At 48.2% G+C, this 2,800-nt stretch carries 2 protein-coding genes; both read left to right on the top strand.

Translation table 11 applies throughout. From position 1 onward, the window contains the following. Nucleotides 1–1,244 (top strand): potassium-transporting ATPase subunit KdpA (gene kdpA / locus V6C93_RS25235; protein ID WP_333479425.1); only part of this gene is annotated, 1,244 nt, incomplete at its 5' end. 398 nt (nucleotides 1,245–1,642) lie between these two features. Further along, on the top strand, nucleotides 1,643–2,800 hold a 1,158-nt coding region (gene kdpB, locus V6C93_RS25230; protein WP_333479424.1), incomplete at its 3' end, for a potassium-transporting ATPase subunit KdpB.

Here is a 2,800-nt window from a genome sequence, read left to right as displayed (position 1 = left end):
CCTTCATTCGTGGCTTAACAGGTAGACCTTTAGGCAATTTCTATGTCGATTTAACCAAGTCGATTACAAGAATTTTGCTGCCCATCTGCATTATTGGTGCCATAGCACTGATTATTTCAGGAATTCCCGAAACCTTGGCAGAACCAGCGACAGTCACCACTTTAGAGGGGGCTACGCAAGCGATCGCACGAGGCCCCGTTGCTCATTTTGAAATTATCAAAGAACTAGGAGAAAACGGCGGTGGCTTTTTTGCCATAAACTCTGCCCATCCGTTTGAAAATCCCAATGGCTTCTCCAATCTCGTCGAAACCGTCGGGATGGTTAGCATTCCAGCCTCGCTAATTATTAGCTACGGTATTTTTGCCAATAATAGGAAGCAAGGCTGGCTGCTGTTCTGGATGGTCTTTGCCCTCTATGCCATCCTGGTCATCATTACTGCAATTGGTGAGTATCAGGGAAATCCTCTTGTTAACAAGATCTTAGGTAGCCAACAGCCTAATTTAGAAGGGAAAGAAGTGAGATTTGGTTGGGCGCAGTCAGCTCTGTTTGCGGTTACCACTACGGGTACGATGTGCGGTGCCGTTAACTCTCTGCTCGATTCTTTCATGCCTGCTGGAGGTTTTGTCACCCTGTTCAATATGTTTATGCAGATGATTTGGGGAGGACAAGGGACTGGAACGGCTTACTTATTCATTTACCTAATTTTGACTGTGTTCCTCACGGGGTTAATGGTGGGACGGACACCCGAATTTTTGGGACGCAAGATTGAAAAACGGGAAATTGTTTTGGCTAGCGTCATCCTTTTGGTTCACCCGATTGTAATTTTAATTCCCGGTGCTGTTGCCCTAGCCTTTCCCGATCAACTCGCTGGCATTAGTAATCCTGGTTTTCACGGACTCTCCCAAGTCATTTACGAATATGCCTCAGCTGCCGCTAATAATGGTTCTGGTTTTGAAGGGTTAGCCGATAGTCAACCTGCACCAACAGCACTGTGGTGGAACCTGAGTACTAGTGTCGTTCTTCTAGCAGGACGCTACATCCCGATCGTTGCTTTATTGCTTTTAGCTGAAGGAATGGCGAACAAACAACCCGTACCAGAAACTCCGGGAACTTTACGAACGGATACAGGCTTGTTCACTGGTGTTACTGCTGGGGTGATTGTGATTCTGAGTGCGCTGACCTTTTTCCCAGTGTTTGCCCTAGGACCGATCGCGGAAGGATTCAAACTTGCGTCTGGCGGGTAATTAGTAAGAAGTCAAAAGGCAACACAAAAAGGGTTTCAGGACTTACGCAGTTGAATAAATCTCGACCCCAATTGGAGGCTACCGTGTACACACATCTCCCGATCAACCTCAAATGCTGCATGGAAGCCCCCCTAGCCCCCCAATTCTGGGGGGAACTAGAGCTTCAAAGTCCCCCAAAGTTGGGGGATTTAGGGGGCAAGTTCGCCTCAGAAACAAACCAGAGGACTTGTGTGTACACCGTAGCCAATTCTGGGGGGAACCGGAATTTTAAAGTCCCCCAAAGTTGGGGGATTTAGGGGGCAAGGCATAACTCATAAGTTTGGACGGCTTACTGAAAAATGGCTGATTGTTGGACAGCAAGCAATTGGCTATCAGCAATGAACCATGAACCATAAACCATGAACACCACAAAAATTGATTCCTTAAAAGCTACATCTACTCCTGAGAGTCCGCGCAAACGACACAAGCCAAAGGTTAATACTCAAGGTCTTTACAAGAGGTCATTTCGAGAGGCTTTTGCCAAGCTAAATCCGCGAACCATGTTGAGAAACCCAGTGATGTTCGTGGTTTGGGTGGGTACTATTGTCACATTTTTGCTCTGGCTTGCCCCCAACTTATTTGGTCCTACTCCCGATAAGAATCCCCGTGTTTTCAATTTCTTAGTAGCAGTAATTTTGTTTTTCACCCTCGTATTTGCCAACTTTGCGGAAGCGGTGGCAGAAGGACGGGGTAAGGCGCAAGCCGATTCTCTGCGTGCCACCAAGTCGGATACTACAGCGCGAAGACTCCTGCCGAATGGTTTAACGGAGGAGGTGAGTTCTACTGCCTTACGCAAGGGCGATCGCATTAAAGTGATCGGGGGCGACATCATTCCAGCAGATGGGGAAGTCCTTAAAGGGATTGCGTCTGTGGATGAGTCGGCAATTACGGGTGAATCAGCACCTGTCCTGAAAGAACCCGGAAGTGATGTCGCGAGTTCCGTAACAGGCGGTACGCGGATTCTGTCTGATGAACTGATTATTCGGGTAACGGCTGACCCCGGTCAAGGGTTTCTCGATCGCATGATTGCCTTAGTAGAAGGTGCGGAACGGACTAAAACCCCGAATGAAATCGCCCTCACCGTCTTACTCGCTGTTCTTACTCTCGTTTTCTTAATTGTGGTAGCAACGATTCCACCGATGGCGAACTACGTCGGCAGTCCAGTGAGTGTCACGCTATTAATTTCGCTATTGGTGGCGCTAATTCCTACAACCATTGGCGGGTTACTCAGTGCGATCGGGATTGCCGGGATGGATAGGGTTGCTCAGTTTAACGTGGTAGCCACATCTGGACGAGCTGTTGAGGCTTGCGGCGATATTAATACCTTAGTTTTGGATAAGACGGGCACAATTACTTTAGGCAATCGACTTGCAGAAGAATTTATCCCGGTTAACGGTCATACGCAAGCGGATATGGCTTGCGTGGCGCTGGCGGCGAGTATCTTTGATGAAACACCGGAGGGTAAATCGATTGTTCGACTGGCAGAAAAGTTGGGGGCAATCGTTGATTGCGATCGC

The sequence above is a fragment of the Allocoleopsis sp. genome (genome assembly GCF_036703385.1).
Taxonomy (GTDB): domain Bacteria; phylum Cyanobacteriota; class Cyanobacteriia; order Cyanobacteriales; family Coleofasciculaceae; genus Allocoleopsis.
This window is presented reverse-complemented; position numbering and strand designations above follow the sequence as displayed.